Source organism: Kibdelosporangium phytohabitans (assembly GCF_001302585.1).
GTDB classification, from domain to species: Bacteria; Actinomycetota; Actinomycetes; order Mycobacteriales; family Pseudonocardiaceae; genus Kibdelosporangium; species Kibdelosporangium phytohabitans.
On the sequence record NZ_CP012752.1, the window covers coordinates 3705453 to 3729072 of the forward strand.

17 protein-coding genes are annotated in these 23620 nt (G+C 69.1%); 11 read left to right on the forward strand and 6 right to left on the reverse strand.

Annotation, left to right across the window (positions count from 1 at the left end; translation table 11 throughout):
* Positions 1-10 precede the first annotated feature (10 nt).
* The 5 genes from AOZ06_RS17050 to AOZ06_RS17075 all read left to right on the forward strand — a co-directional run bounded on the left by AOZ06_RS17050 (position 11) and on the right by AOZ06_RS17075 (position 6414).
* Positions 11-490, forward strand: coding sequence for a hypothetical protein (locus AOZ06_RS17050; protein WP_157233076.1), 480 nt, complete (start codon positions 11-13; stop codon positions 488-490).
* A gap of 104 nt (positions 491-594) precedes the next feature.
* Positions 595-4023 carry an RICIN domain-containing protein gene (locus tag AOZ06_RS17055; RefSeq protein WP_054290297.1) on the forward strand — a complete coding sequence of 1143 codons (3429 nt, stop codon included), beginning with the start codon at positions 595-597 and terminating at the stop codon, positions 4021-4023.
* A gap of 54 nt (positions 4024-4077) precedes the next feature.
* Complete coding sequence (locus AOZ06_RS17060; RefSeq protein ID WP_157233077.1) at positions 4078-5151, forward strand: hypothetical protein; 1074 nt, start codon at positions 4078-4080, stop codon at positions 5149-5151.
* 182 nt (positions 5152-5333) lie between these two features.
* Entirely contained in the window at positions 5334-5711 is a 378-nt protein-coding gene (locus tag AOZ06_RS17065; RefSeq protein WP_054290299.1) for a Hint domain-containing protein, read from the forward strand.
* Between the two features lie 385 nt (positions 5712-6096).
* Complete coding sequence (locus AOZ06_RS17075) at positions 6097-6414, forward strand: hypothetical protein (protein WP_157233078.1); 318 nt, start codon at positions 6097-6099, stop codon at positions 6412-6414.
* 33 nt (positions 6415-6447) lie between these two features.
* Here AOZ06_RS17075 and AOZ06_RS17080 read toward each other — a convergent pair whose 3' ends face one another.
* On the reverse strand, positions 6448-8214 hold the full coding sequence (locus tag AOZ06_RS17080; RefSeq protein ID WP_054290302.1) for a hypothetical protein: 1767 nt from the start codon (positions 8212-8214) through the stop codon (positions 6448-6450).
* Positions 8214-8540 (reverse strand): WXG100 family type VII secretion target, encoded by a 327-nt coding sequence (locus AOZ06_RS17085; protein ID WP_054290303.1) that lies wholly within the window; start codon positions 8538-8540, stop codon positions 8214-8216. The genes AOZ06_RS17080 and AOZ06_RS17085 overlap by 1 nt, the downstream gene beginning before the upstream one ends.
* A 254-nt stretch (positions 8541-8794) precedes the next feature.
* Here AOZ06_RS17085 and AOZ06_RS17090 point away from each other — a divergent pair, with 254 nt between their 5' ends.
* Positions 8795-9256 carry an SRPBCC family protein gene (locus AOZ06_RS17090; protein ID WP_054290304.1) on the forward strand — a complete coding sequence of 154 codons (462 nt, stop codon included), beginning with the start codon at positions 8795-8797 and terminating at the stop codon, positions 9254-9256.
* 571 nt (positions 9257-9827) lie between these two features.
* On the opposite strand, the gene AOZ06_RS17095 is transcribed toward AOZ06_RS17090, so the two are convergent.
* The 3 genes from AOZ06_RS17095 to AOZ06_RS17105 all read right to left on the reverse strand — a co-directional run bounded on the left by AOZ06_RS17095 (position 9828) and on the right by AOZ06_RS17105 (position 13178).
* Positions 9828-10031: a hypothetical protein gene (locus AOZ06_RS17095; protein ID WP_054290305.1), complete on the reverse strand. Its 204-nt coding sequence runs from the start codon at positions 10029-10031 to the stop codon at positions 9828-9830.
* A gap of 79 nt (positions 10032-10110) precedes the next feature.
* Entirely contained in the window at positions 10111-10851 is a 741-nt protein-coding gene (locus AOZ06_RS17100; RefSeq protein ID WP_054290306.1) for a trypsin-like serine protease, read from the reverse strand.
* A gap of 38 nt (positions 10852-10889) precedes the next feature.
* Entirely contained in the window at positions 10890-13178 is a 2289-nt protein-coding gene (locus AOZ06_RS17105; RefSeq protein ID WP_054290307.1) for an NACHT domain-containing protein, read from the reverse strand.
* A 195-nt stretch (positions 13179-13373) separates the two neighbouring features.
* Between AOZ06_RS17105 and AOZ06_RS17110 the strand changes: the two genes are divergently transcribed.
* The 4 genes from AOZ06_RS17110 to AOZ06_RS17125 all read left to right on the forward strand — a co-directional run bounded on the left by AOZ06_RS17110 (position 13374) and on the right by AOZ06_RS17125 (position 18440).
* Positions 13374-14483, forward strand: a complete 1110-nt coding sequence (locus AOZ06_RS17110) for a serine hydrolase domain-containing protein (protein WP_236952265.1) — start codon at positions 13374-13376, stop codon at positions 14481-14483.
* Between the two features lie 33 nt (positions 14484-14516).
* Positions 14517-15524: an alpha/beta hydrolase gene (locus tag AOZ06_RS17115; RefSeq protein ID WP_054290309.1), complete on the forward strand. Its 1008-nt coding sequence runs from the start codon at positions 14517-14519 to the stop codon at positions 15522-15524.
* Positions 15525-15561: 37 nt separating this feature from the next.
* Entirely contained in the window at positions 15562-16014 is a 453-nt protein-coding gene (locus AOZ06_RS17120; protein ID WP_054290310.1) for a hypothetical protein, read from the forward strand.
* Positions 16015-16337: 323 nt separating this feature from the next.
* Entirely contained in the window at positions 16338-18440 is a 2103-nt protein-coding gene (locus tag AOZ06_RS17125) for a choice-of-anchor P family protein (RefSeq protein ID WP_157233079.1), read from the forward strand.
* Positions 18441-18481: 41 nt separating this feature from the next.
* On the opposite strand, the gene AOZ06_RS17130 is transcribed toward AOZ06_RS17125, so the two are convergent.
* Positions 18482-19063, reverse strand: coding sequence for a TetR/AcrR family transcriptional regulator (locus tag AOZ06_RS17130; protein WP_054290312.1), 582 nt, complete (start codon positions 19061-19063; stop codon positions 18482-18484).
* Positions 19064-19187: 124 nt separating this feature from the next.
* Here AOZ06_RS17130 and AOZ06_RS17135 point away from each other — a divergent pair, with 124 nt between their 5' ends.
* Entirely contained in the window at positions 19188-23585 is a 4398-nt protein-coding gene (locus AOZ06_RS17135; RefSeq protein ID WP_054290313.1) for an eCIS core domain-containing protein, read from the forward strand.
* The last annotated feature ends 35 nt before the right edge of the window (positions 23586-23620 follow it).

The following is a 23620-nucleotide window of genomic DNA, read 5'->3' on the forward strand; positions in this document are numbered from 1 at the left end:
GGACCGGCTGATGATTCACCACAGGGCGTGGGAGGCGCTGGGGCGTGCCGACGAGGCGTATGGCGCCACCCGGGACGCTGTCCTGCGCGACGAGCCGGTCGGCAGGCTCCGCGAAGCGTTCGCATCGGGTTCCGGCGACCGCCTGGCACTGCGTTTCCTCGGCTACATCGCCCCGACCCGGCCGGACATCGTCCAGGAGCTGATCCCGGAACTGTTCGACTACTGCCTCGGCATGGACCCGTACGCGACCCGCGCCAGGTACCTCCTGGCCGGTCTGCGGCCGGACCAGCGGGATTCGCGGCTGGAACCGCTGGTTTCCGCGCGGGTCGCCGACCCCGATCCGGAAAGCGACACGGAGTTGCGCGCCCTGGCCATGACGCTGGAACAGATCGGCCGGTTGGACTGGCTGGAGCGGCTGAAGGACGCGGTTCGGGATTCACCCAGCGAAGACCTCCGCGGAATAGCGGAGGACTTCCCGGAATTCAGCTGAGAAGACTGTGGTGTGGTTGCCCGAACGGCAACCACACCACAATCACAATTCACCTTCGGCTCTGAAGGGCGCTTGGCTTGAGATCAACAACAATCGCTGTCGTCATGGCTGCCGCCTGCTTGGTGCCCGGTTCACCCGCCCACGCCGCCGAGCCTGAGCCGGAAAGCCCGGTTGAACTGACCGCACTGGGGTCCGAGACCACGCGGGTGTTCCAGAATCCGTCCGGTACGAGGACGGTCGAGGAATTCGCGAGGCCGTTCCGGGCACGGACACCGGACGGCTGGGCACCGGTGGACACGACGCTCGTGCGCGATCCGGACGGCACAGTGCGGCCGAAGGTGACGCCGGTGAAGGTGAAGCTGTCCGGCGGCGGCAGTGGGGCGCTGGTGGCCGCGCAGCGGGACGGCAACGAACTCGCGTTGGCATGGCCCAGTGCTTTGCCGGAGCCGAAGCTCGACGGCGACACGGCCACGTACCCCGGTGTCCTGCCTGGGGTGGACCTGCGGGTCCGGGCCGATGTCGACGGGTTCTCCCAGGTCCTCGTCGTGCACAACGCCGAGGCCGCGGCGAATCCGGCGCTGCGGCAGATCAAGTACCGGGCCAGTGGCTTGCGCGTCAAGGTGGGCGAGAACGGGACCACGACGGCCGTCGACACCGCGGGCAACGCGATCTTCGTGTCCGGTGCGCCGACCATGTGGGAGACGCCCCCGGCGACACGGGGTGCGACCACGCCGGAGCTCGACCACAAGCCCATGCAGGTGCGTGTCGACGGCAACGAGCTGACCGTGTTGCCGGACGCGAACATGCTGGCTGCGGCCGACGTCGACTACCCGCTGTACATCGACCCGTCCTACAGTGCGACGCAGTACCGCTGGACGTCGGTGAACGGTCTCGACGCGACCGAGGACTACTGGACCAAGCAGCGGGACACGGCCAGGGTCGGCTATCAGAACTACAGCTCGCCTGCTTCGCGGTACCGCTCGTTCTTCCAGTTCAACTCGGCGCCGTTCGCCGGTTCACGTGTGCTGCGGACCTGGTTGGCGATCACGCTCGACCACTCCGGCGCCTGTGCCGCCACCCCGGTGGACCTCTGGCACACCAGGGCGATCGACCCGGCCGTGAACACGACGTGGAACACCACCGCGAACCACTGGCTGTCCAAACTGGACACAAGATCCGGCAACGCCAACGAGGGCTCCGGCTGCGGTGGCCAGCCCGACAAGCCCATGGAGTTCAGCTCGACCGCGATGCAGGCGGTGGTGCAGAACGCCGCGAACATCAAGGCCAGTGCGCTGACGTTCGGGTTCCGCGCGGCCAACGAGAGCGACGCGGGGCAGTGGAAGAAGTTCCACCCAGCCACGGCCAAGCTCGTGGTCGAGTACAACATCGCCCCACGCGCGCCGATGAACTTCACGACCGTGCCGCCGACGCCGTGCGGCACCGCGACCGCGCCGACCGCGTTGAACACCGCGACGCCGACCTTCTCCGCGATCGCGTCCGATCCGGACAGTGACAACGTGCGTGGTCAACTGGAGATCCTGGACAACGACACGGTTGTCAAGACCATGGACGGCCCGACGATCGGATCGGGCGGGGCGTTCTCGTGGACCCCGGTCGCCGCCGGGGTGCTGCCGGAGGACCAACCGGCGAAGGTGTTCAACCACCGCGCCAGGATCAAGGACGCTGGACTGTCCAGTCCGGACTCGCCACGCTGCTACTTCACCGTCGACCGGACGCGGCCTGCCCTGCCGGCCATCACCTCCGCTGATTTCCCCGACCGGACTGCGGTCCGCGGGATCGGCGAGCTGGGCACCGTGACGTTCACGAGAGCCGCGGGTGACAACGACGTCGCCGGCTTCCGCTACGGTTTCCAGCAGGACAAGACCACGATGTGGGTGGCGGCCGACGCGGACGGCTCAGCCACCGTGCCGATCACCCTGTGGGACGACACCTCCACCAGGCCGCTCTACGTGCGCGCGGTCGACCGGGCGGGCAACATCAGCCCGGCAGGTCCAGTGTGGACGATGATGGCCCACGCGCGGACCGTGCCGGGAACGCCGGTTCGCGCGGACACCAACGGTGACCGCCGCGCGGACTTCGCGATGTTGTTCGACCAGGGCAACGGTCGCACCGCGGCGTGGAACTTCCTGTCGACCGGCAGCGGGTTCTCCTCCGGTTACGTCGGCTGGGACACCGATGTCAGCGGCGGCTTCCCGATGTACCGCATCAAGAGCGCGAACGGTGACTTCGACGGCGACGGCCGCAGCGACATCGCCGTGCTGCGCGAAGACCCGGACCGCAAGGTGCGGCTGTACCTGCTGCGCTCGGACGGCAACCGGTTCGACGCGGAAAGCGAGCCCGCCTGGACAGGTGACTACCGCCTGTCCCACCTCCGGCCGGTCGCGGGTGACTTCGACGGGGACGGTGACGACGATCTCGCTGTGTTCCAAGGACTCGCCGGTGCGCAGACCAAGCTGTGGGTGCACCACGTCAGCGGCGGGGTGTTCGCGCCGCCCGTGCTCCGCTGGGACAGTGGCGCCAACGGCCTCGACGTCAACCACCTCTCGCCGGTCGCGGGAGATTTCGACGGCGACGGTGACGACGACATCGCCGCGTTCCGGGGCGCGCCCGGCACGACGCAGACGAAGCTCTGGACGCACGTGTCGACCGGCACCGGCTTCGCCGCGCCGGTGACGCAGTGGGAAAGCACCACCTTCGACCGGGCACGTGCGACGTTCGTCACGACGAACGTCAACGGTGACACCGGGAACAAGGACGAGATCGTGGCCGAGTACGACCGGGGCAACGCGTCGGCGCAAATGATGCTGTTCACGGGCAACGGCAGCGGCTGGACCACGTCGGTCGGCTGGGAAAGCACCAGCTTCGACGCGCGCAAGGCATCACTCGCCGCGGGGGATTTCAACGGCGACGGCAAGGGCGACATCGCCACGCTGTACGACACCGGCAACGGCCAACGGCAGATGTACACGTTCGTCTCGGCCGGGTCCGTCTTCGCCGACAAGCGCATCGACTGGCAGGGCAAGGTCGCAGACGTGCCGGACGCCGTCTACATCGAGCCAGGCAGGCGTTATCGCCTGCAGCCGCTGCACTCCGAGAAATGCGCCGGGGTCCCGGCGGGCAACGTGGCCAACGGCGGGCCGTTGCAGCAGCAGGACTGTGTGCAGGGCGCGAGCCACCAGCAGTTCGAACTGGACCGGATCGGCAGCACGCCGTACCTGCGGATGAGGACGACGACCGGGAAGTGCCTGGACGTTCCCGGTTGGTCGCACGAGGACAACACGGCGATCGGCCAGTGGACGTGTGAACCGGCCGGTGTGCCGCAGGCGAACCAGCAGTTCCGTCTCGACTACGTCAGCGGAACGGGCATGGACGTCGTGGTGCAGCCGCGGATCGTGCACAGCGACAAGTGCGTGACCGTGGCAGGTGCCAGTACCGCGAACAACGCGGCCATCGTCCAAACGCCCTGCTCGGGCACGGCCAACCAGCGATACGTCCTGCGGATTGAGCCGTGACGCCCGGCTGCGGAAACAGTGGGAAGGATTGAGGATATGTCAGCAGTTCTGTCAATGCGGCGCAGAATAGCGCCCATCGTGTGCACGATGGCGTTGCTCGGCGGCATGGCCGCGGCGGGTGGTGCGACCGCGAGTGCGTCCGTGCCGCTGGCCGCGCAACCAGCTCCAGGGGGAAAGACCAACTTCGTTGTCTCGCTCGGCGGTTTCCGGACCAACCGCACCGACAACTGGCTGCGGATCAGCCAGTACACCTTCAACCCTGACAACGGCACGGTGACCGCGCAGTGGTGGCGGTGGAACCAGGGCAACATGCGGGACATCAGGGTCGACACGCCTGTCGCGGCAGCCGACTGTGGCCCCACGCAGTGCTACACGCGGACACCGAAGCGGTTCATGTCGGGACCGTCGGAAACCGTGAGCGGGACCTATGAGGTCGACGGCTCGGCGCTGACTGTCTTCTGGCCCAGCGGGAGCGCGAAGCTGGAGGAGCGGTGGACGGTCAACACCGTGGCGCGCACCGACGGCTCAGTGGATCCGTCGCTGGTCCAGCTGGACTGGGCGGGCGCGGGCAGCGGGTTCACGGCGACCGCGGGGTACGGGTTCGGTTCCAACGCCCCCTTCTCGGCCAGCGCCAGCGCGAGCGACCTGATGTTGCCGGAGAACAAGGTGAACTACTCCTACCGGTACTCCGGCATCTCGAAGGGCCAGCTCGGCTCCGGGAGCAGCTCCATGAGCCTGCCGGTCTACAAGCAGTGCCGGGATGCGCGCTGCATCGGCACGGCGACCAAGACCGCGGCGGGCGCCGGATGCACGTACTACCCGCCGGGTGAGAGCAAGGAGAACACGACGATCAACTTCTACCTGGCCTCCATCGCCGGGGACCGGCGCAACGCCTATGAGCACTGGTACCGGTGCCTGGGCTACCGGCCGTCCACCGGGCAGACGTGCTACAAGATGAACTCGCACGTCAAGCCGCTGATCCAGGTCATCGACGACAACGGTGGCTTCCGGGGCTGGGTGGGGGCCGAGACCTCCTTCAGCAGCACCGCGGACGGCAACTCCGACGGCGACCCGATCGGTGACACGCTGAGCGTGGTGAAGGCAGGCCCGCGGGTGCTGTCTCCCTGACCGAGCAGAACCTGAAGTGATGCGGAGTGGCACCGGTCAACTTGACCGGTGCCACTCTGGTGCAACGGCCCTGCCCGAAACCCTCCGCCAAAGCAGCCGCTCGTAAAGGCTCGCGGCCAGGCAGGCGCCACTTGCCAACCAGGACGGCGCCCAGCAGTTCCGACGGCAACCCCCTGGTCCTGATGGCTGACGGCACCCGCAAGCCGATCAAGGACATCACGCTCGGGGACAACGTCCTGGCGCCGGGTCCGACAACCGGGCGGACCGAGGTTCGCGAGGTGACCCACGTCCGGTCGTACGCGAGTCAGCGGACACTGGTCGAGGTCGCTGCCGGTTCCGACTCGGGCAGTGGCGGAACGGTGGTGGCGACTGACGACAACCCGTTCTGGGTGGAGTCGGACAAGCGCTTGTCCAAAGCCGTCGACCTGAAGCCTGGTCACAAGTTCGCTACCGCCGACAACCGAGACGTCACCGCCACCGGTACGCGGTCGTGGAACGAAGTCCGCCGTGCTCGCTCGCGCGGACAAGCAGCCGCACGGCACACCGGTTGGCCCGTGTGAGAGTCGGATGTGTTCAGGCTGAAGTTCGTCACGCGAGACCGTCAGCGACAGGACGCAACCATCATGAGGTTCTCGAACGAAGTCGATTCCGTATTGCGAGAGGTCGGATGGTCCCCGGGCAGGCAACGGGATGTCACGTCATGGCGCGAACTGTTCGAGGACCGCGACATCGCGATGCATGACGCAGCCGAGGGATTCTTTCCGAGTCCGGTGGGCTCGCCGTGAATGTCCGCGGATCCGGGTGACAGTCGCTCGCGCGCCATTTCGGCTTGATCCGTTCTTCGCCGATGGTGAAGAGGACAGATTCCTGGGGGAGCAACCGCTTCAGTGAACAGTCGAGGTATCCACGGCCAGGCGAACACCCCGGCGCCCTTGACTGATGTGGATGGCTTACGAGCGTACCTGCGCACGGGGGCAGCGCGACAACCCGACACTCAAGCACCTCACCGCCTTGGCGACGTTCTTCGGTGTGCCGCCTGCTTACTTCCTCGACGAGAAGGTCCGTGATGAGGTCGAGGGTGCGCTGGCGTTGATCAACGCGTTGAAGGACGCGGGTATTCGAGACGTCGCCCTGCGAGCGGCCGGGTTGCCCGCCGAGAGCCTCGGTACGATCGGCCTGGGGGACTTTGTGCTCAGCGGCTTGCGCTACGCGGCGACCTGTGCCGGTGCTCGTCGCCTCGAATACGGGCGCTTGCTTGGCTAGGCAGGCGGGAGGGGAGCCGCAAGGCTCTCCTGATCAGGGCTTTCCGTACGTGGCTTCCTTGATCTCACGCCGTGCGTAGTCGTCCATGGTCTTGCTGCCGGTTTTCCACAGCGTTTCCTCTATGCCGCCTGCCGGGAAGGCTCGGTTGCTGCCGACCGAGTTCACGCCGCCGCGTACTGCTCCGGTCGCGCCGCCGAGCAGTGCGTCCTTCCAGATGTCACCGCTCTGGCCGTTGCCCCTGGCGACTTCGACGGCGGATTTCACCGCGCCGTTGGCGGCCCCTTTGACCGCGTCCTTGGGGACGTCGTAGAAGACGATCTCCTGCCACCACTTGGGGTCGCCGAACGAGTCGGTCCACTCGTTGTTCCGGCGGACGAACTGGAACTGCTCGCCGAACGTGGTCTGCGCGCGTGCGGCATCCCTGGCCGCGTCGTGCCTGATCCACGCGTTCGCCCGGTCCCTGGCGAGCCGGTGGGCCGCCTCGGCCGCCTCGGCTTCGTCGTTCGCGCGTGCCGCGGTTCGTTCCGCGTCGGAGAGGTTCCGCCGCGAGGTGCTCAGCGAGTCTTCCGCTGTGCGCAGGCCTTGGGTGGCCGCGGTGAGTTCCGCGCGGGCGTCTGCCAGTTCGCGGATGCTTTCGTCCACCCAGGACGGGTTTCCGGACGACCGGTACAGCGATACCTTCGTCTCCGCCGACCTGAACCGGAGGTCGGCTTGGTCCACCGCGTTGCGGTAGCTGCGCACGGTTTGCTCGCGCGTCCACACGTCGTCGCCGAGCCGGCGGACGTTGTCGTTCGCTTCAGTGTGCCTGGTGAGCGCTGTGTCGTAACGGTTTCGGGTCGCGGCCAGGTCGTCGGCGAGGCGGTGGTTCTCGCCGGGCGCGCCCTTGAGGCCGAGATTTCGGGCGTCGTCGTAGGAGTTCTTGGCGTTGGCGAGCAGTTCGGTGGCGCGGGACGGCGGTGGTGCTTCGGGACGTGGCCTGGGCGGCGAGCCGGCCTCCTTCACGAAGTTCTGCGCCTGCTTGCCCAACGGGACGAACTCGGGCAGACCGTCCGCGCCGCGCTTGACGTTGCCCGCCTCGTCGAGGGCTTTCCGCACGCCGGTTTTCTCCAGCCCGCCGACGATTCCGCCGATACCGCCGCTGATCCCGGCACTGATGAACAGCTGCGCCGGATCGACCTTCTTGTGCTGGATGCCCGCTGCCACGAGGTTCGCGGTGAGGTCGATGGCGATGTCGCGGATGCCTTCGGTGATCATCCGGCCGTAGCCGAGGCTGAACCTCGGCGTGTTCCACGTCAGCTCGGCGACCCCGTTGATCCACGTCCGTGCCTGGATCAGGAAGCGCACCAACGTGTTGAGCGCCTGGGCGAGCATCCGCAGCACCCGGACTCCGGTGGCGATCAGGTAGGTCAGCCACGCCTGCGCCCACGCGAGCAGCGCGGGGAACAGCGCCGCCGCGGCGTAGAACGCCAGCATGGTGGCGATCTGGATGCTCAGCTCGATGATGATCTGCTTGACCATCTCGTGGGTTTGCGCGTGTTGCTGTTGCTCGGCCGCGACGGCTGCCGTGGTGTACGCGGCCACGGACGCGTTCTGTGCCAAGGAAGTCCCGCGTGCGGCGAAGGCGTTCGCGGCGTCACCTTCCCAGTTCCGCAAACCGGCCGCGGTGAGTTCGGCGATGCGGGTGCTGTGGTCGGACAGGTACGCCGAGATGTCCGCCCAGCATTGGGCGTTGTGGTACAGGGCAGCCGGATCGCCGCCCGGATCCGTGAGGCCGACTTCGGCCAGTGCGCTCTGCGACATCAGGACCCCGGGCGGAAGGTGTTGGTGACCAGCGCGGCGTTCTCCGCCTCGGTGTCCTCGTAGTCCTTCGCCTGCTTGGCCAGGGCGTCCGCGTTCTGGATCAGGTCCCGGTGCATCTTCCCGAGTTTTTCGAGGGTCTGCTCGACGGTTTGCCGGTACTCGCGCTCGGCCGCGGCGGCGTTCGGCGTTTCGCCGTAGGCACCGCTGGTGGTTTCCGCCTGCGCCCGGAACTGCCGGACCCGCGCCTGCAGTTCGTCGGCGGAGGCCCGGAACTGCCTGCTCAAGTTCCGGAGATGCGCGGCGTCCACCGCGACTCGGTCGGCCACCGATCCTCCTCCTGCTGGCCTGCGACACGTTCCACGCTACTGGCGGCGGACGCGGGGATCGGGCCACTTCACGCAACGGACCGGGAGCGAATGATCAAAGTTCACCTGCGCGTCACCGAAGTGGTCGGCGCGCGCCACGGCACACCGGCGGTCCCACTGTGGACGGCACGCACGATGCTCGGCGCCAAGGTTTGCCGGACGTGAGGTCGGGACCGTGACACGCGCCGGAACGCGAGATGTGTCAAGGTGTTGACATGTCTGCTGAACGGTTCGAAGTAAGCCGTGAGATCGCGGCACCTCCGTCGAAGGTGTTCGCCCTGCTGTGCGACCCGCGGGGACACGTGCTGATCGACAGTTCGGGCATGTTGCAGTCCGCCGACGGCGACCCGGTCCGGCAGGCCGGCGACGAGTTCGTGGTGCACATGGATCGTGAGGCGCTCAACGACTACCCGATGGGCAAGTACGACGTCACGGTGATCATCACCCAGTTCGAGCAGGACGCCCTGATCGAGTGGACGATCTCCGGGAGCGTCCAGCCGCCGATCAGGCACCTGTACGGCTACCGGCTCGAGCCCAGCGCCACAGGCACGACGCTGACCTCGTACTACGACTGGAGCCAGATCGACGAGCGGTACCGGGAGAAAGGGATATTCCCGGTCATCCCGGAGGCCGGTCTGCGTGCGACACTCGGCATCCTGGCGCGCAACGTGGAGTAGCTCTCACGGCTCTGGCGGAAGGCGGCGTGCGACGGCGAGTTCGGTGCGGACCACTTCCGGAATCCCCGGTACCAGCTGGACGAGGGGCCGGACGCAGTCGTTCCACCGGCCGATGGCCAGCGCCTCCGCGACCCGGCTTCGCAGTTGGTCGGCTGGCGCGGACGAGAGCAGCGCGACGGCCCGGTGATGTGGTCGAGTTCACCCGCGTCCACGCTCGCCATTGCGGGCTGATGATGGCTCTGATCACCCGATCAACCCGGTCGTGATCACCCGCGGCCGCCAGCGACGCCGTGATCTCCGACATCGCGGCACTGTCACCGCTCGACTGGCTGAGCAGGCGGTCCTGCCGGAACGGGTCAGTGGCGCACGCGACAATCCCCGGCGTGCCGCCGGCTTCGGCGAGCATGCGGAAATACCCGGCCAGCAGGTATTCCGGCGTGTCACGCGGCCAATCCAGCGACTGTACTCGTCGGCCCACGCGCGCAACCGCCCGCGATAACCCAGGATCCGCTTGGGACCAAGCATCTCCAGCGCGCTCCGGTGGAGCTCCTCGTGTCCCAGCAGGTAAACCTCACGTCCCTGTGGCCTGGCTGGCACGGGTGGCGAAGCTCCGGCCGGTCACCGTGCGGAGCCGGTCGCTGATCTCCCACTCCGGTTCGCGGGTCAGGTGCGCGAGGTCGCCCGTGGACAGCCCACCGGTCGCAACAGCCACCAGCCCGAGCGTGTCCTGTTCCGTGGCGGTGCCGCGCAGCAGGCGTTTCAGCTCGTCCGCCATAGATAGCACGTTGTCGATGAACGCCGTGCGGTCGCTCTGGCTCCAACCTCAAGGGACCTCATGGGCATGACGGTCGCGACTACTTCCCGATGACGGAACGGATCCAGCCGAGCTGGTGGGAGATCGCGCTCGCGCCCACCAGCCGCGAACGGTCGGCGCCCCAGAACACGCCGACCAGCGTTTCCTTCCCGCGCGGTGCGGAGGTCACGACGGGGCCGCCTGAATCGCCCCCGGCGGGGCCGCCGGACAGCCGGACCGCGCAGAAGTTGGCGCCGTCGGGAGTGCCGTACTCGTCGCACCCGCCCGGCTGCGTGGACTGCACCCGCAGGTCCGCTTGCTTCAGCACGTTCGACTGGCAGTTGTTCTCGTCACCGTCGCAGGTCGCGCCCCAGCCGAGCACCCGCACCCGCTGCCCTGGCTGCACTGCCGAGCTCGACAGCCGCGCCACCGGGATGTTCATCCTCGGCACCTTGATCAGCAGCACGTCGAGCCCGTCCGGGTTCCGCACCCGGCTGCCGGGCACCGGGTGCACCGGGGTTCCGGTCCGCATGTCCAGGCTGCCGACGCGGAACTCGATGCGCGAGTCCGCGACCGGGGCTTCCGGCAGGTCGAAGAAGCAGTGCGACGCGCTGATGATCCATTCAGGACTGACCGCGGTCCCGGTGCAGAGCGGCTGGCCGTCCACCAGCATCCGCACGGCCCACGGGCCGTAGCGGCTCACCGAGCCGTCGATCACCGCGTTCGCCGTGGACGCCGCCGAGATCAACGCGGTGATCAGCAGCGGCAGGGCGAAGATGGCGGTACGGGCGCGGCGCGACATTCGACGTCTCCTCAGCGGTCAGTGTGCTCCCACCACATTCAAAGGGACGTTCGTGGTTCGCGCAGGGTCGCGTGAGTCCGAAGAGGAGTATCACGGGCGCGGCTGAGGTGGTCCTGGAGGCGGGCGTGGCGGAACTGGTAGACGGCGCCGACCTGGCGCAGCACTCCGCGGCGGTAGGCGTCGTCGAGGAACGCGGTGACCGCCCACGGCAGCTTGCCGCTGAGAGGCAACCACACACGGGCGAACAACAGCCACTGGCCCCACGCGGTGAACGCGAAGGTGTAGGACAGCGCGCCGGTCACTCCGCCCAGGGCTCCTGCGGAGAGGCCGTAGGACAGCGGCCAGCTGAGCGGTCCGTCGAGGAGGGCGGCCACGAGCATGCCGCCGAAGGCGATCGTCAGCACGAACGTCGGCGCGAGCACGAGAACCCGGCCCAGGACGGTCGTGCGGTTGGTACGCAGCATGGCGAGCGGGCTGGTCGCCGAGTCGAGGTCGACGGGTGCTTCCAGCACCGACGTGAGACCGAAGGCCACGGCCGCGGCCAGTGCGAAGGTCGCGCCGAACACCAGCATGTTGGTCAGCGTCGTCTCGATCAGCGCGCCGATCGGCGACGGGAAGCCGTGCAGCACCCCGCGCCCGGCCGTGGCCATCAGCTGGTGCACGAACCCGACCACGAATCCGCCGAGCAGTCCCGCACCGGATCTCGCGGCGAAGGTCCTGGCCACGGATGTCCGGCCGTTCCACCCGAACAACCTCATCCGGACGCGTGCGGGCTCGAACACGACACCGCCGAAGATCATCAGCGTGTACACCAGGCCGAAACCCAGTCCGACCACCGGCCCCAGCAGCAGCCCGTCCAGCAGGCCCAAGCCGAACCCGGACGCGAACCCGGAATCCCGCACGTAGCCCGGCAGGTAGATCAGCCAGTCGGCCAGTGTGGTGACGATCGCCGATGCCAGGACGACTCCCAGGACGCGTGCCGGGCGGCTGAGCGAGTTCCCCAGCTGCCACCAGGCGAGATCGGGCGTGCCGAGCCGGTCGAGGTGCCGGGCGAGATTGCCCAGCCAGCGCTGCGCGCGGTCGCTGGTCCAGTCCCGGCGCACGCCCGCTGCCGGAGTCCGGTAGAGGGTCGGCACGAAGTTGCCCAGCAGGTGGTCCTCCAGGTCGCCCGACGTCGGGAACCGGCTTGTGTCCAGCAGATCCGCCGGGTCGGATTCGGCATCGTCGTAGATGGTGCGGGCAAGCACGACCATCAGCGGTGTGCTGAGCACCTCGATGAGGTTCTTGCTGGCCGGGGCGTCCGGCTGGTCGCGCAGTTCGGTCAGGACCGGGTGCCAGCGGCTGGTGCGACTGGATCGGCGCAGGTAGTCGGCGAGGTCGGCAGGGGTGAGGTCGGCGATCCAGATACCCGCCGCCCAGGTCAGGACGTCGCTCGCCGCGACGGCCTTGCGGTACTCGTGTGGACGGCTGGTCAGCAGCATCGGCAGCGACGTGCCGTTGAGCGCCAGCAACGCGGCGCGGCGCAGTACTTCGGGGATCTCGTCGAACCCGTCCAGCACCGGCAGGACACGGCCCGCGTCGACCAGCGCGGCTGCCTGCGTCGAACCGCCGGGCGCGTTCGCGACCAGGTCCGGGTGGTCGCGCAGCAGCCGGTTGACCAGCCAGTCCCGCAGGGTGCCTGCCGCCGGGTCCCACGAGGCCAGGCTGAAGATCACCGGGACCGGGTCGGCGCTGGTGCGCGTGGCCAGGTAGTCCAGCACGAACCGGAGCGCCAGGATCGTCTTCCCGGCCCCGGCGCGGCCGAGCACCACCAGCCGGCCGGACGGGACGCGCCGGTAGACGTCCGCGATCTCGGTCAGGTCACCCGTGAGGTCGAGCGGGCTCGCTGTGTGCTTGGGCGGAACGCGGCGGATGTTGTCCCAGTGGTCGGCCAGCTCCCCGGGTACCGGCTGCCACCGGACAGGCAGCGGGAACGGGTTGTGGGCGCCGCGTTGTTCCAGTTCCCGCTGCCATCTGCCTTCGAGCACAGCCGCGAGCCGGTCGGCGACCGCGGCCAGCGGCGAGCTCACGTCCGGCCGGGTTTCCGGTTTCCCCGGGAGCGCGGGCACCACGCCCGCCGCGGCCATCAGCTCGCGGTGCTCGTCCGCCGTGAGGTCCAGCGCGTCGGCGAGCATCCGGACGGTGTCGAACCGGAAGTTGCTGACCGCGCCTGTTTCCAGCCGCCGAACGGTCCGCACGCTGATCTTGGCCTTCTCGGCGAGCTGCTCCTGCGTCAGCTGGGCCCTGCCGCGCCACTGCCTCACCAGCGCACCGAATTCCCGCGTCACACAGTGCCTTTCCCCGCCGATCCCGTGTCCCGGCGACTCTATCGCCCCGATCGGCCATAAGTGGCCGGTCGGTGACCTGGTCCGCTGACCAGTGCGAACGCCAGTATTCAGGGACACACCGGCCGCCAGGGGACGAGGCCGGCCCGAAGGAGAAAAGGGGGAACCTGAGTGAAGTTTCGTGGCACACCGCGGTGGGTGACTGCCGTCACTGCCGTTGCCGTGGCTCTGACGATGGCCACACCGGCGTACGCACTGCCCGCCGCCGATCACGCCGAGACCCAGGCACTGCTCAACAGCTACCAAGCCAGCGCCGGGCCGGGCGCCGCCGTCCACGCGGGCAACCGCACCAGTTCGTGGGACGTGCACGCCGGGACCGCGGACACCGATGCCAACCGGCCCATCGGGTCCAACGACCAGTTCCGCATCGCCAGCCAGACCAAGACGTTCACCGCGGTCGCGGTGCTGCAACTGGTCGACGAGGGCAAGGTCGAGCTGGACGCCCCGATCGAGCGGTACCTGCCGGGCGTGGTCAGCGGCAACGGCTACGACGGCACCAAGATCTCGGTACGGCAGATCCTGCAGCACACCAGCGGCATCACCGGCGACATGGGCGCTCCCCGGGCCGGCGCGGACGGCAGCTACAGCCTGCGGGAGGTGATCCGCGCCGGGCTGGCCGGCCCGCCGCAGTTCCCGCCGGGCACGAGGTGGGGGTACTCCAACGTCAACTACATGCTGGCCGGTCTGCTGATCGAGCAGATCACCGGGATGACGGCCGGTGCCGCGATCACGGCCAGGATCATCACGCCGCTCGGCCTGACCCGGACCTCCTACCCACGACCGGCCGACCGGCAGCTCACCACGCCGTACCTGCCCGGCTACATGGGCGGCAGGGCAGGCCCGTTCTTCTTCTGGCTCAACCAGACCTTCGCCCACGAGCTGTCGAAGTGGGCCACGGCCGGTGCGATGGCATCGACCGAGCAGGACCTGACCGCGTTCACGCAGGCGCTGGCGGACGGCAGGCTCGTGTCACCGGCGACGCTCGCCCAGATGCGCACGACCGTGCCCATGCCCGGTTACCCAGAGGGGATGGGCTACGGCCTCGGGCTGTGGCGGCTCGACCTGACGTGTGGCGGTCAGGCGTGGGGGCACTTCGGGGACCTCACGACCGGCCATTCGTCCGGGACCTTCGCCACCGACGACGGCAGGCACGCCGCGCTGGTGACCAACGCCTACGTCGGCGCCGAGGGGAAGACGTCACGGGTTCAGGTGGTGAACTCCGCGCTCTGCGGTACGCCCGCGGGTTGATCGGTGATTCCGGACTGGACTGGAGGCAATGACATGAGGACTTCGATCCGGCGAGCGTTCGCGCTGAGCACGGCCGCCGTCGCGGTGATGGCGCTGTCCACGAGCACGGCACAGGCCGCGGACCCGCCCACGCTGCGGGACGGCCACGGCCTCACCCAGTTGGGAGCGGCCACAGGCAACGCCACCGATTTCGTGATCACGGTGACCACACCGGAGGTGACGGGCGAGCACCACATCAGGATCATCCTGCCGACCGGCTACCACGACGACCCGGCCCGGCGGTACCCGGTGATGTACTGGCTGCACGGCGCGAACAGCGACCCGGTCGAGCAGAACTACGCCGCGATGTCGGACTCCGACTCGATGATCACCGTCATGCCGGACGGCGGCGCACGCAGCTGGTATGCCAACTGGCTCAACCAGAAAACCGCACTCGGCGCGCAGAACTGGGAGAATTTCCACATCCGGCAGGTGGTCCCGTTCGTCGACGCGAACCTGCGGACCGTCGCCACCAGGCAGGCCAGGGCGGTCGTCGGCCTTTCCATGGGCGGTTTCGGTGCGTTCCACTACGCGCAGAAGCATCCCCACCTGTTCGGTCAGGCTGCCTCGCTGTCCGGGGACATCGATCTCTCCACGAAGTTCATGGCGTTGCGGATGGCGGTGGTCGCCTCGCTTGTCGTCTACAAGCCGGCGGTGGACAGCGACGCCGTGTTCGGCTCGCCCTATCCGGTGTTCGGCGCCGACCGGCGGTGGAACGAGGTCGACCCGTCGCAGCACGTGGACCGGTTCGCCGGCGTGGGCGTGTACATCTACGTCGGCAACGCGGGCGGCCGGACGACCGACCCGGAGTTCTGGCTGGAGGGCGCGGCCCAGAACGTCGCGGCGAACATGAGGGCGCAGGGACTGCCGCACCACTTCGTCGACTTCGGTGACGGCTCGAACTGGGGAACCGGGTGCGACGGCGGCCACAACACCATGGCCTGCCGGGAGACGAGCCTCCGGGATCTGATCCCGCGGCTGGCGAAGGCCTTCGCCGGGTGATCCGTGATCCGTTCCCCCTGGCGGATATCGTGGACGGGTGGCGGACGACGAACTCAGGCAAGCGGGCTTCGAACAGGTCCACGTCGAGAACTCGAGGTACGACGGGCCGCAGACCGGCGTCGCCGACGTCGGTGGTGTGCCGCACTACTTCGAGCGCCAGAACCGGTTTTTCGAGGACGGCGACGAGTTCGTCGTGTGGCTCATCGACGAGGTGACGCTCGCGCTGGAGCGGGAGCAGTGGCGTGTCTTCGTGGCGACGTGGGACGCGGGACACGCCGGCAGCGACGACCCCGACGCGGACCCGAACGCGGGTGTCCTGCCTGACCGCTACCACGAACTGACCAAGGTGCTCGAGCCGCGCCGCGTCGCGCCGGACGACACGCGAACCATGTACGCGCAATGGCGGCTGACCGGCAGCGACCGGCGGCACGACGACAACGGTCCCTCGTACCTGATGCGTTGGCGGGAACCCGATAGCGACGCGACGTGACGTGACGAGTCCGCGGGACGAGCCGGTGACGAACCAGACCGTCCGTCCCGCAAGGCAGGGATCCAGCTCTACTGCGAGTGGTTGTTCGCCGGGCGGGGAAACTCCAGTGGCCCAATGTGGTCCGATCGGGACAGGGGATCGCTAGGCTGTTCAGGCGAAAACCGGTGATCTCCGCGGGCCCCCGGCGGGGCCGGATTCGGGCCGTGACCTCAGATTTGTCGACGCGCATGGCAAACGTCACTCACTGATGTGGCCTAGTAACCGCTTCACAGGGCGCTCGATGTCCTCATCGGCAAGTAACCTCGTCGAGGGGAAGTTGTTTCGTGAGAACAAAACCGTTATTGGCGACCGGCGCTTTGACGCTTGTCGCCATGGTCGCGGTCGGGCAGGCGGCGTACGCTGCCACCGGCAACCTGCCTGGCGGGACCAGTATCGCTGTCACCATTTCCAGTCCGGCCAGCAACACTGTCGTTCCGCAGGGCCCGGTCACCGTCACCGGAACGGCGTCGATCGGAACTGGTGTCGCGGTGAAGGACACCGCGTTGACGTACGTGCTCGACGTGTCCGGCAGTACCGCCGGTGCGTGCAGCAACACCAACATCCTGGCGTGTGAGATCGCCGCCGGGAAAGCGCTGAACAACAAGGCAGCCGTGCCCAACACTGTTGTCGGTACGGTCGGGGCCGCGGTGTTCGGCTCGAACGGCGCGCCGGCGGATGTCCGGCCCGCGGGTGGCGAGCAGCTGCTCACCACGCCGACGACGGACGACAACGGCAACGGCACCCGCGACATCGACGAGGTGCTCAACTCCGCCGTCATCGGTGGCCTCAACGAGTTCACCGGCCGCAGTGTCGGCAGCGGCACCAACTTCGTCGCCGGGATCAACGCGGCCAGCGCGGTCACCACCGCGCAGAGCGAGGCGCGCAAGATCGTCATGTTCCTGTCCGACGGCGCGCAGAGCAACGACGTGACCGGTCCGGCGGGCGCGGTTCCCGACGACACCACGTACTACACGTTCGCGGTCGGTGGCGGCGCGAGCTGCAACTTCGGCAACTACAACGCGAGCCTGCAGGCGATCGCGGACCTCACCGGCGGCACCTGCACCGCTGTCCCCGACCCGGCCAACCTGCCCGACGTGGTGCCGGGCATCATCGCGTCCAAGTTGGTCAACCTCACCCTGTCGGTCAACGGCGGACCTGCGACGCCGATCACCAACGTCACTCCCGGCCTGCCGCAGACCGGCCCGGCGCAGGTGAACTACACCGTCAACACAGCCCCGCTCACCTCCGGCGTGCACCAGCTGTGCGTCACCGCGCACGGGACCGACGGCGGCGGCGCCGGGCAGGTCACCGAGTGCACGACCGTGCGGGTGAACGATCCGCCGGTGGTCACGATCGGTGGCCCGTACGCGGGTCAGGAAGGCACGCCGGTCGCGCTCGCCGGGCAGGTGTCCGATCCGGACGGTCCGAGCCTGACGACGAACTGGACCGCGACTGCGCTGTCCAGCGTGGATCCCGGCGCGACCTGTTCGTTCGGCAACGCGGTTGCCTTGAACACGACCGTGACGTGCAACGACGACGGTGTGTGGACGTTGCGGCTGAGTGCCAACGACACCCTGCACCCTGACGTCGTCAAGTCGACGACGCTCACGCTGAGCAACGTGGCCCCGAACGTGACCATCTCCTCGCCTGCCAACGGAGCCCAGGTCGTGCGCGGTACGCCGGTCGGCGTCACGGCGCCGTTCACCGACATCGCCACGCACGACACGCACACTTGTACGGTCGACTTCGCCGACGGCACCCCGGTCGTCAACGGGACAGTCGCACAGGGCGCTGGTTCGGGCACGTGCACCGCGTCGCACACCTACACCGGTGTCGGAGCGCACAACGTACTCGTGACGATCACCGATGACGACGGCGGCAAGGCGACCGCGATCGTCAAGATCGTCTCGTACGTGCGGGCCGAAGCCTGGTCGCTCAGCGCCAACGGCCTGCTCACCGTGGCCAAGACGCCGCACGCGGAATGCCCGCCGAGCTCGAACAAGACCACTGCGTCGCTGACCGTGCCCGGCCTCGCCTCGGTGCAGGCACTGCACGCTGAGTGCACAATGGACACCAGCACCGGCCGGACGGACGCGTCGGCGAACGTGTCGAGCGCCAGCCTGCTGGGTGGCGTGATCACGTTGTCGGACCTGGAGACCAGGTGCATCGCCAACGAGCAGGGCCTGTCGGGCTCGTCGCGGGTGGGCACGCTCAACGGCCAGCCGATCGGCACCCAGCCGGCGACCGTCGGCATTCCCGGTGTCGCGACGGTCCACCTCAACCAGTCGGTGAACGGCCCCAACGGGCAGTACGCGCAGTACGCCGTGCGTGTGGTCACCTTGCTGGGACAGGAGATTGTCGTGGCAGGCTGCCGGATGGGCTTCTAGACGGCACGTGTCCCGGTGTCCTCAGTGGGCACCGGGGCACTTCACCGGCTGGTGACTTCCCAGGCCGCCTCGATCATCCGGAAGATCTCGTCCACCGCGGCCTGCGGGTCGGCCGCTTCACGCGCCAGCGAGTAGGCGTCGATCACGAACCGGGCGATCGTGCGGCACACCGTTGTCGTCGCGGTCCGCGCCAGTTCGGGATCGGCGGCGATGGCCGCCGCCAGCGACTCCGCGTGACGCAGTCGCATCGATTCCTCGTACTCCCGCAGAGCGGGTGTTTCGTCGATCATGCGCCAGATCGGTGCGGTGCTGTCGGTCGTGCAGTGGCGGACCTGGACGTGGATCTGCCGCCGCAGAGCGGGGATGAGCGGCTCGTGCGGCGCGCGGCCGGTGACCGCCGCCGCGAGGTTCTGCTCGAAGTTCTCGTCCTGTTCGAACACCAGGGCCTCTTTCGAGGCGAAGTGGGAGAAGACCGTGGTGACAGCAACGTCGGCTTCGGCGGCCACGTCACGGATGCCCACCGCGTCGTATCCGCGTTCCAGGAAGAGCCGCAGCGCGGTGTCCGCGATCTTCTGGCGGGTCGCGGCTTTCTTGCGTTCACGGCGCCCGGTCGGCACAGTCATCCATTCATACTATCAGAAACATAAACGTATCAGTTCCTAAACGCTAACCGCTAGCATTGCCCGTAGGGGCAGCATTGCGGCCCGGCTGTTGGCGCGTGCGCGGACGCGCCCGTATACCTATGGGATGCAGTCTCGCCAGGACGTGGCCGAGACCGAGGGCCACGCCAGCCAACCAGCTCAGAGTGCCGGTCCCGCAACGGGTTCGGCTCTCGGCAACGCCGCGATGACGCGGGCGTTCGGGGCCGGCTCGAACACCCCTGCGGCCTTGGGCCTCGCGGCTGGGGCGAGCAACGCAGCGACCGCGCGGCTGCTCGGTGGCGCGCCGGTTTCGAGGTGCGGGCCGGTCCCGTGCGACTGCGAGGAGCCAGTGCCGCCCGAGCTGCTGGCCGCCGCGCTGCACCGGTCGGCGACGAACGAGCACACGCCGTCGACGCCCTCGCCGGAGTTCCTGACAGCGGTGGGCCGCAGTGGCGCTGGCCGGCCGTTGCCCCCGGGATTCCGGGCCGAGGCCGAGGCCAGGTTCGACGCGGACTTCACCGGCGTGCGCGTGCACACCGACAACGCCGCCGGGCAGGCAGCTGAGCTGGTCGACGCACACGCGTTCACAGTCGGGCCGGACATCTACTTCGAGCCCGGCGGCTACCAGCCCGACGACGCCGGGGGACAGCGGTTGCTGGCGCACGAGCTGACGCACGTGGTGCAGGGAGGCGGGCCGAGGGCGTCCGGGTGGGTGTCCCATCCCGCTGACCCGGCAGAGCGGGAAGCCGAAAGCGTGGCGGACCGGTTCATGGCCGGCGGCCCTGTCAGCGTCGGCGCCGCCGGCGCCCGGCAGGTGCGGCGTGAGGGCCCAGCGGTGGACACCAGCACGCTGGAGCAGGCCCTGCGCAACGATGACGTACCGGGCGTGGTCGCCCAGCTCACCGGGCACAGCCCCCAGGAACTGACCGCGATGCGCACGAAGGCACAGACGGTGGTCAGCACCAAGCTGGAGGTGTGGCTGCTGCACAAGGTCCGCGGGTCAGAGGCCGCCCGGGCCGTGGGTACGGCGATGAGCTGGGCCGGTGCCGCGATCCCCGGCGTCGGCACGGCGGCCGCCGCGGCTGGGCGGCTGCTGGGTGGCGGAGGCAACGCCGCGGCCGAAGCCGAACGCGGCATCCGGTTGCTGTGGCCGGCGCTGTCGCTGCTGGAGAAGCTCCAGCTGTACGACGAGGGCTGGCGTGAGCTGGAACAGGCCCAGTTGGACGTGATCCGCGCGGCCAGCGACGAGCAGCGGTCCCAGGTCCGCGCCAACCCGGCGCTCGGCCCGATCTACGCCGCGATGGACCCGAAGGAGGAGTTCCAGGCCCGGTTGCTGATCAACCCGACTGCCGAAGGCAAGTACGAGGCCATGCAGCAGTTGCTCAACCGCGCGCCGGGGACGTTCCACGACGAGGAAGACGCTGTGTTCGACGGGATCATGGAGCTGACTCCCGCCCAACGCGGCCGTTTCCACGACGCCAACCGCACGGCGATCGAGTCGCTGTTCAGCGAGGACCGCAGTACGTTGTTCCGCAACCTGTGCAAAGGCACGGAGGCGCAAGCGCTGATCGCCCGGCTGCGCGAGGCCACCGAAGGGCGTTCCGACGACATGGACGCCGTCAAGTCGGTTGTGGACAGAGCGGTCGCGTTGCTGCAGGAGCGCGCGGGTCTGCGTGCGTCGCTGACTGGCGGGAACCTGCCCGACCCGGCCCGTGTCACCGCGGAGGCCCGGCTGGCCGAGCTCAACGATCTCGACCAGTTGCTGCGGTTCACCAGGGGCGGGGACGGTCAGCTCGACTCGGCTGGCTTCATGGGCGTGCTGGCCGCCGCGCGGGGCGACGGCGCCGCGTTCGGCGCGGACACCGCGCGGCTGGGGCAGTTCACCTCCGGTCCGGAGGCGCGGCAGCACGCCTTCGAGACGGCCAAGCAGCGGATCCTGATGTCCGGCGGGGACGTGAACGCGATCAAATCGGCGATCATGGGCCTGCACGCCCCACGGGCCACGCCAGCCGCGGGCGCACCTGCCGCGGCCGGCGTGCCGTCGGCGGCGCAGCAGCAGGAGGACCAGCGGATCCGTGAGGAACTGCTGCGTGACCCCGCGGTCGCGGGCGTGATCAACGGACTCACCGCCATGCAGCGAGCCCTGGTCACCGGCGCCACCACCGCCGACGCCTACGACGAGACCGCGGAAAACCTGAACCAGGCGCACGAGTCCGCCGAGTGGGGCCGGTTCTTCCAGCTCGTGCTCAGGATCGCGCGTGACCCGGACTGGTGCACCCGGTTCCGTGCCAGCGCCGGCGACCCGTTCGGCACCTACGCCCGGGTGCACGGCGAGCAGCGGACGATCATGGAAGCCATTCTGGCCAACCCGCGACGGATCCCGCTGGACGCGCTGCTGGCGTTCAGCGGCGACGCCGAGGTGCTGGCCACCGCGGTCGCCGACATGGGGGAGGAGCAGCGCGGCCGGCTGCGGCAGGGCTACATCCTGGCCAACCAGCCCCCGATCGGCCCGCCGACCGAGGCGCAGACGACCACACTCGCCGAGTACCGCCAGTTCGAGACCCTGCTGCGCACCCGTGGCGCGTGGTACCGGATTCCACTGGACGGCGAGGAATACCAGCGCGTGCTGTGGGCCGTGCTCGGCAAGGAACCCACAGCGGAGGAGATGGCGACCGGCGAGGGCCGGTTCCGGGCCGCCGAGCTGATGTACCAGCAGGCACGGGCCCGGCTGGGCCTGGACCCCGGGGTGTCGGCGTCGTTCACCGAGACCGACGAGACCATGCAGGCCGCCGCGCGGGAGTTCGCCGCCCAGTTCGAGCCGATGCGTCCCCGAAGGACTGTGACGTCCGTCGACTTCGCCGCGCTCGCCGCGTTGCACGACCGGTTCACCGGTCGCGCCGCGGAGTTCGGCGAGGCGGCCAGCAAGGTCGGCGAGATGGCGGGCGTTGTCGCCGCGACCGTGGCCGGGATCGCCGTCGTGGCCGCCACCGGCGGCACCGCGACGCCCGCGGTGATCGCGCTGGCCGCGGCTTCCGGGGCGGGTGCCCGTGTGGTCACCCGCGAGATGATGGGTGGCGACTACTTCAACCCGGCGTCCGAGGAGGGCGTGCGCAACGCCGTGCTGGGCGCGGTGGACGGCGCGCTCGCCGTGGTCGGTTCGGCCTTGGCGGCCCGTGGCGCCGAACTGATCGGTGTCGGCGGCCGGGCATTGGTCACCAGTGCCGCACGGGTCGGCGGCGCGGTGGCCGAGGAAGCGACCGCGGCGGCAGCCCAGGTGGCTCCCTCGATGGCTCGCCGGATCGCGGCGTCCAGTGTGGAGGCAGCGCTGGACGGTGCCTTCTCCGGCGCGGTCAGTGAGGCGTTCGGCGCGATGACCGACCCGGCGACCTGGCGGCGCGGCGTGTGGAGCGGGCTGGTCCGTGTCGGTGAGGCGGCGCTGGTGGCGGGACTGGTCGGCCTGGGAACAGGCGGGTTGCTCGGCGCGGCGCTGCCGGTGCTCGGCGCGGGCGCGTCCCGGCTGTGGAACGCCGCCATGAGCCAGGGCATCGACCAGGTCCTGGCCAAGGCAGGGGCGACCGAGACGCTGGCCGCGGCCCGGCGTGCCGCCCAGGCCGGTGACGTGGCCGAGGTGAACCGGCTGCTCGACCAGTTGGAGACGCACCTGTCCGCGGACCAGGCGAGCGCGCTGCGCCACCACCTCAACTCGGAGCTGACCGGCAGACTCGGCTCGGAGGTCGGGGAGGGCGTGCTCGCCGCGCGGCCCGCCGACGGGCACACGATCAAGGTCACCGAGAGCGGCCGGATCATCCGGTGCAGCCGCTGCGACGACATCCTCGACCTGCTCGACGAATACCGCGCGGTGTTCGCCGACAACCCCGGCTACGTCGAGCGGCTCGGCCGGATCGAGGACCTGGCGGACGCCGCCCGCAAGGCCCGCAAAGCCAAGAACCCCAACGCATCGCAGCTCGCCGACCAGGCCGCGGACGACGCCGCCGCGCTGCTGCGTGACGTCCGCACCTCCGCGCAGGCACGCGGCAACCTCGCACGGGAGGGCCAGCCCCTGTCCGGTGCCGGGCGGTTGCCCGCCGAGGTCGTGCAACCGATCAGCCCGGCCCGCATCCAGGAAGGACTCAACAGCCTCGCGGCCCAGCGAGTCCAACGCGGACTCCCGCCCGCCGGCAGTGCCACCGACGTCTCCACGGTCTGCCGCCTCGACATCGGCGGCGAGTCGTTCTACGGCGTCAACGCCCACCACACGACAATGGACCTGCACGTCAACGCCCAGACCGCGACCCACGCCGAAGGACAGGCGTTCCAGCTGGGCGCACGATCCCTGCCCGCGAGCCGCGAAACCCGCGCGGTGCTGTACGTCGACCGGGAACTGTGCCGTGCCTGCGGAGACTTCGGCGGTGTCGAATCCATGGCCAAGCAACTCGGCCTCCTGCAGCTCGACGTGTACACCCCCAACGGCTTGGCTCTGACGCTCGACTTCGCGGGCCGCTGACCGTGCGGTTTCCGTCGGTCATGACGTGACCACTC

Coding starts and splice junctions, on each gene's coding strand:
- AOZ06_RS17050 (WP_157233076.1), top strand. CDS start 11: ATGATTCACCACAGGGCGTGGGAGGCGCTGGGGCGTGCCGACGAGGCG.
- AOZ06_RS17055 (WP_054290297.1), top strand. CDS start 595: ATGGCTGCCGCCTGCTTGGTGCCCGGTTCACCCGCCCACGCCGCCGAG.
- AOZ06_RS17060 (WP_157233077.1), top strand. CDS start 4,078: ATGCGGCGCAGAATAGCGCCCATCGTGTGCACGATGGCGTTGCTCGGC.
- AOZ06_RS17065 (WP_054290299.1), top strand. CDS start 5,334: ATGGCTGACGGCACCCGCAAGCCGATCAAGGACATCACGCTCGGGGAC.
- AOZ06_RS17075 (WP_157233078.1), top strand. CDS start 6,097: ATGGCTTACGAGCGTACCTGCGCACGGGGGCAGCGCGACAACCCGACA.
- AOZ06_RS17080 (WP_054290302.1), bottom strand. CDS start 8,214: ATGTCGCAGAGCGCACTGGCCGAAGTCGGCCTCACGGATCCGGGCGGC.
- AOZ06_RS17090 (WP_054290304.1), top strand. CDS start 8,795: ATGTCTGCTGAACGGTTCGAAGTAAGCCGTGAGATCGCGGCACCTCCG.
- AOZ06_RS17095 (WP_054290305.1), bottom strand. CDS start 10,031: ATGGCGGACGAGCTGAAACGCCTGCTGCGCGGCACCGCCACGGAACAG.
- AOZ06_RS17100 (WP_054290306.1), bottom strand. CDS start 10,851: ATGTCGCGCCGCGCCCGTACCGCCATCTTCGCCCTGCCGCTGCTGATC.
- AOZ06_RS17115 (WP_054290309.1), top strand. CDS start 14,517: ATGAGGACTTCGATCCGGCGAGCGTTCGCGCTGAGCACGGCCGCCGTC.
- AOZ06_RS17130 (WP_054290312.1), bottom strand. CDS start 19,063: ATGACTGTGCCGACCGGGCGCCGTGAACGCAAGAAAGCCGCGACCCGC.
- AOZ06_RS17135 (WP_054290313.1), top strand. CDS start 19,188: ATGCAGTCTCGCCAGGACGTGGCCGAGACCGAGGGCCACGCCAGCCAA.